General features: G+C 31.1%; 12 protein-coding genes. 2 read left to right on the forward strand and 10 right to left on the reverse strand.

The features are described 5' to 3' along the window. From H8718_RS19415 to H8718_RS19445, 7 genes are all read right to left on the reverse strand, one after another. On the reverse strand, positions 1-194 hold a 194-nt coding region (locus H8718_RS19415; protein ID WP_249334677.1), incomplete at its 3' end, for a phage terminase large subunit. Next, complete coding sequence (locus H8718_RS19420; RefSeq protein WP_249334679.1) at positions 172-612, reverse strand: terminase small subunit; 441 nt, start codon at positions 610-612, stop codon at positions 172-174. The genes H8718_RS19420 and H8718_RS19415, both read right to left, overlap by 23 nt. A 15-nt stretch (positions 613-627) precedes the next feature. Then, on the reverse strand, positions 628-1,383 hold the full coding sequence (locus H8718_RS19425) for a DNA adenine methylase (RefSeq protein WP_249334680.1): 756 nt from the start codon (positions 1,381-1,383) through the stop codon (positions 628-630). Between the two features lie 182 nt (positions 1,384-1,565). Then, positions 1,566-2,078, reverse strand: coding sequence for a hypothetical protein (locus H8718_RS19430; protein WP_249334682.1), 513 nt, complete (start codon positions 2,076-2,078; stop codon positions 1,566-1,568). A gap of 28 nt (positions 2,079-2,106) precedes the next feature. Beyond that, complete coding sequence (locus H8718_RS19435; protein ID WP_249334684.1) at positions 2,107-2,802, reverse strand: ORF6N domain-containing protein; 696 nt, start codon at positions 2,800-2,802, stop codon at positions 2,107-2,109. A gap of 488 nt (positions 2,803-3,290) precedes the next feature. Next, on the reverse strand, positions 3,291-3,524 hold the full coding sequence (locus H8718_RS19440; RefSeq protein ID WP_249334685.1) for a hypothetical protein: 234 nt from the start codon (positions 3,522-3,524) through the stop codon (positions 3,291-3,293). 200 nt (positions 3,525-3,724) lie between these two features. Continuing rightward, on the reverse strand, positions 3,725-3,922 hold the full coding sequence (locus H8718_RS19445; RefSeq protein ID WP_249334686.1) for a hypothetical protein: 198 nt from the start codon (positions 3,920-3,922) through the stop codon (positions 3,725-3,727). A gap of 380 nt (positions 3,923-4,302) precedes the next feature. On the opposite strand from H8718_RS19445, the gene H8718_RS19450 reads away from it, so the two are divergent. Then, on the forward strand, positions 4,303-4,566 hold the full coding sequence (locus H8718_RS19450) for a hypothetical protein (RefSeq protein ID WP_249334687.1): 264 nt from the start codon (positions 4,303-4,305) through the stop codon (positions 4,564-4,566). Between the two features lie 142 nt (positions 4,567-4,708). On the opposite strand, the gene H8718_RS19455 is transcribed toward H8718_RS19450, so the two are convergent. Beyond that, a complete protein-coding gene (locus H8718_RS19455) occupies positions 4,709-4,939 on the reverse strand; it encodes a hypothetical protein (protein WP_249334688.1) in 231 nt (76 codons plus the stop codon). Positions 4,940-5,058: 119 nt separating this feature from the next. On the opposite strand from H8718_RS19455, the gene H8718_RS19460 reads away from it, so the two are divergent. Further along, the gene (locus tag H8718_RS19460) at positions 5,059-5,523 is read left to right on the forward strand and encodes a hypothetical protein (protein WP_249334689.1); all 465 of its coding nucleotides are present in this window, start codon (positions 5,059-5,061) and stop codon (positions 5,521-5,523) included. 73 nt (positions 5,524-5,596) lie between these two features. Here H8718_RS19460 and H8718_RS19465 read toward each other — a convergent pair whose 3' ends face one another. Next, a complete protein-coding gene (locus H8718_RS19465; RefSeq protein ID WP_249334690.1) occupies positions 5,597-5,755 on the reverse strand; it encodes a hypothetical protein in 159 nt (52 codons plus the stop codon). A gap of 33 nt (positions 5,756-5,788) precedes the next feature. After that, positions 5,789-5,998 carry a hypothetical protein gene (locus tag H8718_RS19470; RefSeq protein WP_249334691.1) on the reverse strand — a complete coding sequence of 70 codons (210 nt, stop codon included), beginning with the start codon at positions 5,996-5,998 and terminating at the stop codon, positions 5,789-5,791. Between the last annotated feature and the right edge of the window lie 297 nt (positions 5,999-6,295).

Here is a 6,295-nt window from a genome sequence, read left to right on the forward strand (position 1 = left end):
AATACCTTTCTTACAACAAGGGTATTAGCTAAAGGATATTTCATCATGTTATATATAATATTCTGAGCTGTTGTAGTCGATTTCTTTGAACCTCTAGAGCCTTTACAAACTCTATAACGCCCTTTAAAGTTCCAAAATGTTTTATATCCTTTTCCTATCTTCTCAGGTAAGCTAATCCTCAAGCTCTTGCTCATCACAAAACACCACCTGTTGTTGTACATTAGCCTCTACTTTATCGGTCCACATTGAATATCTTTTACCTATTAACTCTGCTGCTTTAATTCGCTCTTTTTCATCTGGGGCCTTATCAATACGTCTTGCTTCCGAACATCCATCACCACATCCTTCAACTACTACTATCTCTGATAATGTTTGTCCACGCATTACGGCTGTTAGATACTCCATAACTTCTTTGGCATCTGCTATTCTGTCTGAGGATATTTGTTCTAGTCGCTCTTCTATATACTTTTTTATATAAGGTTTTTTTAGGTTTTCATCTCCAATTACACCCGCTGTTTTTTTACTATACCCAGCTTTAATAGCTGATTCAGTGGCGTTGCCAGTCTGAATATAGTAATCTGCAAATGCCTTTTGTTTTAATGTTAGCTTCACAACGCCACCTTCCTTCTAATAATTTGTGATAATTAGTTCTGCATACTCTTTTCTAGCCTTTTGCTCTTTTGATACTGAGTAAGCTACTTTTACTTCTTCAACATTAAAATCCTTATACCATTCTCTTACTTGAGGATGGTCATTTATTGTTACCATGAATTTACCTTTTATCTGAGATAGTGTATCTCTTAATAAAAGATGTTCTCTTTCACCAAACGCATTCCCATAACCTGCAGTCTCAAAATAAGGTGGATCACAAAAGAAAAAGCTGTGGGGTCTATCATATCTTTTAATAATATCCTCAAAACTTTTATTCTCAACATATGTATTTCGAAGTCTTTCTTTAATGTCACTTAATACACCTTGATAGAATATGTGTGGTGCTGGCTCTTTATTTGTGCCGTAACCATATGTACTCCCTTTTCCTGCAAAGCTTTGTGAAATAAGGTATAAAAAACGCACTGCCCTTTGAATTTCTGTAAGATACTCAACAGTACAGTGCTTATATTCTTCAAACATATCTCGTCCTGAAAACTCATACTCTAATACACGCTCTATTTCAGGCGCATGGTATTTAATCATACGGAACATATTGATAAGTTCTTTATCGATGTCATTGATTACTTCTACCTTGCTAGGCGCTTTCCCAAAATAAACCCAGCCTGCACCAAAGAATGGCTCTACATAACAAGTATGTTCTGGTATTCTTTCTAAAATAGTTTTTCTTAATCTCGACTTTCCACCCATACGTGGAATTGGTGGTTTTAACATTTTTTATTTCCTCCATAAAACAGATTGATTTGGGTTAATACATAATGTACACACCTGTTTTAGTGAAAATAAAAAAGCACCATGGACCACAAATTCTGCGGGCGATGATGCTTGTCCTTCCGGTTATGAAAGACCGATTTACCATTCGTGCCATCCAAGACACAATATAATTATATCATAGTTTAGTCAACAATGTGCGACATAAATGCGACATCGTTTTTTAGAGACAACTTTTCCATTTCCTGTAAATACCTATAGATTGGTAACTCATTATTGTACTGCTCTTGATATAATATGCCTGCCATCTTTCTTAAGCCTTTGTTAGCTAGTCTTTGACACTGACGTTTACTATAGGGTACACATGTTTCTATTTCACCCCATGCTATCCCTCTTATGTATCTCATAGTAATAATTTCTCTTTGAATACTATCTAACTGTTCTAGTGCATAATCCACATTATTTATACCTTTAACAAGCTCCTGTAATTCTTTTCTTTCACCAACTTCATGTATGACTACACTTTCTACACTCGAATGTATCTGATTAGTTGGTGTAGAAGGTCGAATTGATGTGTAATTCATAGACTTTACATCATAGTTCATATGTGGCGTATTTATTATCTTAGCTGCCCTTGCTTTCATAAAGTTGTAACTCTCTAATATAGCAATAATCTTTTTTATAGACTTACTCTCCACTTCAACACCTCCTATTTTATGTCTTGACTTAATCTAAATAACTTTCCTGTACAAACATTTCCATGTCTTTTGCCGTGCTTCTAATAAATTTAATCACTTCATTCTTTTGATCATAGGCTATATCTTGCCATCTACTCGCATTAAAATGCGCCAATGTCATTTGCTTCAATACTTCTGCATCGCCTTCACATACGGCATAAGAATGAATAATATGATTTAAGTCCAATTTTGTTTTATGTGATAATCTATGGTTCTCCTTACCTTGTCTTACCATTTCAGCAACTTCTTCCCTAATTTCACTTTTTAAGGCTTCAAAATCACCTTTTACATTTGTAATAAGGTCTTGTATATATACAACTGATAGTTCCTTAACCTTGAAATAGGCTTCTTCTAAATAATCAAATTGTTCCCATGCTTTATCTGTATCTAGGATTTTACAATGGCGACTTGCTCCTCGTTCTGTCCAAAGGTAGAGTTTGTTAACTGTCTTAGCAACTACGCTCCCAGCGTATTCGTCCTTAAATTCCTTTAACTCATTTCCTTGTAAGAGTATGTAGTGTTTATCTCTTTCAAACTTATCTAGATTCCTATTGAAGTTTTCTGTTATTCTTCTAGGCTCTGTTCCATAAACACTTGCTAACATTTCTGTTGTAATTACTGTTTGCCCATTAAATACTACTGGTATATTTAGACTTTCTTTTGTAACTAACGGATTCTTTGTCATTGTTGTCTTCCTCCTAAAAGTTAATTTTATTTCATGTATAATTTCCTAATTTCTAACCACACTATTATTGGATTCGGTAACATAATTTGCTCTACACCCCGCATGATTTATTTATCTAGAATAGCTTAAGCTTGTCTTCCTCTTGGGCTATTCTATACATATTTCACAAGCAAATTTTATTGATTATAACATCATATCAGCATATACTATTTAAGTGGATAGGTGTCTCGCTTCCAATTGACTTACCTATCTAAATACTCCTTATTAGAATAGAATTTGATTAGTCCTAAACTCCTTTCCCTAATAAGGAGTATTTTTTTGTTAAAAATCGATTTTATTTTTGAATATACTTAGATTATTTGATGCATAATAATTAATGGATCTTGTGCTACATGTGACTTATATCCTTTGTCGATTCCGTCTTACAGAGCAGCCTATTTTTTCCTTGTAGGCTACTCTATACATATAAAAAATCAATTTTTATTAGGTTAACGCCATATAACTTCCAAAATATCATCCCCTTCAACTTCAAACTCTGGATTATAATCTTTCAATACCTTTTCCATCTTTTCTTGATCTATATATAATATCCACTCTTCCTGTTCATCATCGAAATGCATATACATTCTATTATGTATAGTACGCTTTAATTTCTCAAATTGCTTAGCTTTATCTCTTAACTCTTCAAAATCATTGATGCTGATTGTTACTGTTCCGTCCATTCTCGTCATCCTCCCAAAAACATTTTTTATTGAATCATGTGTTTAATTATTTTATAATTACTAGTAGATAGGCTTCACTCCTAAATGATTAGCCTATCTAATTAAATACTCCTTGGCGATTATAAAATTAAATCAAGTTCCCGCGTTGTATCATTATACATATCTGCCAAGGTGTATTTTTTTTTGCTCAAAAACATTTTTTATTTAATTTCGTATATCCTGTTACATTCAAATTCAAGTTCTAAATGCTTTATTTCAATAAGATTTAAATATCTTACTGTGTAGTAAATCGTATATAATACTGCATCTAATTTACTCATGTAACGTCTACAAATTTCTCCTATTTCCTTTGCTACAAGTTCCCAGCATTCAACTTCTACTTTGATTGGCTTCTCCATCACCTGTACCTCTTAGAATTTTAGTTCCCTCAATAAAATGGTCAAAACATTTCTATTGATTAGTAAAAATATTTACTTTATACTAATTATTAGATAGGACTCCTTTTTTAAATCGTCATACCTATCTATAAAATATACCTTGGCTATCATAAAGTAAAAAATCCACCTTCCATGGCTGTTACTTATTTCTCTGCCAAGGGGTATTTTTTTACCCAAAAACTAATTTTATGGCAGTCTCTTTGTTATACACTAGTTTAACTTACTAACTTTCTGTATAAATTTTAAGTTATAAAAAATGATTGCTTTTCATTAATAATTATTATAAAATAATTATTAATATTATACAAAAATACTATAAATAATATTAAGGAGATCAAAATATGGATACATTTAAAACACTAAGTAAATATGTACATATTCTGTACTACATTACAGCACTTGTTGTTTTCGTAGACTTTATACTGATGATGATTGCACCTAATTTTCAAATAGGAATTGCAGGTACAGCTGCTGTATTAGGTTCAATATTAGGATTAGCATCTATTTTTCTTGCGATTAAAGAAAAATCTTTCCTTAAACTCATAATAGATCTTATTATTCCTGTTGGCCTTTTCCTTATCTTCTTATTTGGACCAGGAATTTAGTAGTACTTAAATTTTAAATATATTTGTATTAGAGTAGCATATTAAAGTTATGCTACTCTTTTATTACTTAAAACAAAACTAGTAGTAACCTACCTTAATAGCAGAGTATATAATTCTTTATCTTTAATCTAATGTTAAAAAACTATTTTATTACATCATATTTAATAAGTATTTCTTCAACCTTACTCGCCTTATATTCTTCTGCTAGACTAGAACACATGATAATTGCTATTGTTTCAATACACTCTTTATGCACCCCTATGTATAATCCTTCTAAACTATCTTTGTTTATTTGCAACTTCTTCACTTCTTTCTTTTTGCAAACGTGTTCGTCATAGTATACTTCTCCACAATTACTACACTTCATTTTCATCTTCGTAATCCTTTCAAAAACTCATTTTATTTATCTTACTCCTATCTAACTAGTTTTTACATATTTTTTTTAGTATTGCTAATCCTTATAATAAAAGACTATCTGATATGAGGTGTATTATGAAAAAATATTCTTTTGCTAAATTTATGTTAATTATAGTTATTCTTTCTATTCCCTTATACTTAATGGCTTCTGCATTGAATACCACTAAGGACTTAAATAATTTTTATGAAGAAATTGTCAATATTCAAAATCAACTTAATGGACTTTCTCAATCACTATATATCGCTGATCAAAAAGGAGAATCATCAACATCACTACGGCAAAGTTTATCTGTCTATAATGCAAAAATAAAAAATCTTAATTTAAAAATATTTGATTATGCAGCAAATAATGATATTTCTTCTATTAATAAAATTCGTTTAGAGACTCTTATTATAGCTATTGAATTACTTAATGACTTGAATCTTATCTTAAATGAACTTTCGATAAATAAAGATTATGAAATAGAATATAAATTATTTAAATCTTTCTTTTCTACTAATGAATTATTAACTCAAAGTCTATCAGCATTCCCTCTCTAATTAACTTGCATAAGAAATGTATCTATTTCTTATGCAAGTTTTATTTTATTCACCTAGATGAATTATCAAAAAACTATTTTATTACTTTATACTCCAAAAGCACTCGTTCAACTTGTGCTGCTTTATCTTCTTCTGCTAAACTTGAACACATGATACTAGCTATTGTTTCAATACACTCTTTGTATAAATAACTTTCATATAATTCCTCTATCCCTGCATAGTTGATTTCCATAGTCTCACCCTTTCCAAAGAACTATTTCATTGACTAAAACCCTGCATCATCCGATACTTCTATTTCTAAGGGTACTAATACTAAAAAGCTTCCTTCAGCATCTATTGAACAAGAAATATCATCTGTACTTACATGATAGTGCTCTTCAGTCAATGTATTATATAAACTAGCTATGCGAACTTCTGTGTCTTCTGGCACATCTGCTATAAACTCTCTTAATTCTCCAACTGTCAATTTAGCCATCTTATCACCTTCCAAAAGAATTATTTTATTTCTTGTAAAGCAATTTTTCATTCACATACCACTCATTATTTTCAACATAGAATTGCTCGTCTGATTTCACAGTTACAACTACTTCTACGCTAGGTATTCTTACTATGTTACAACTGGCCATAAAATGATTAAACTCTATGCAAGCGAGGTAAGCGGTTAATAACTGAGTATATTTCCATACTTCCTTATTAATGAGATAATTACTCCAAGACATTCATTGTTTTGGAGTCTTTTACTCTAACTCTATTTGAAATAAGGAGGTACTCT

Origin of the sequence: Zhenhengia yiwuensis, from assembly GCF_014384995.1 — a bacterium.
Lineage (GTDB): Bacteria > Bacillota > Clostridia > Lachnospirales > Cellulosilyticaceae > Zhenhengia > Zhenhengia yiwuensis.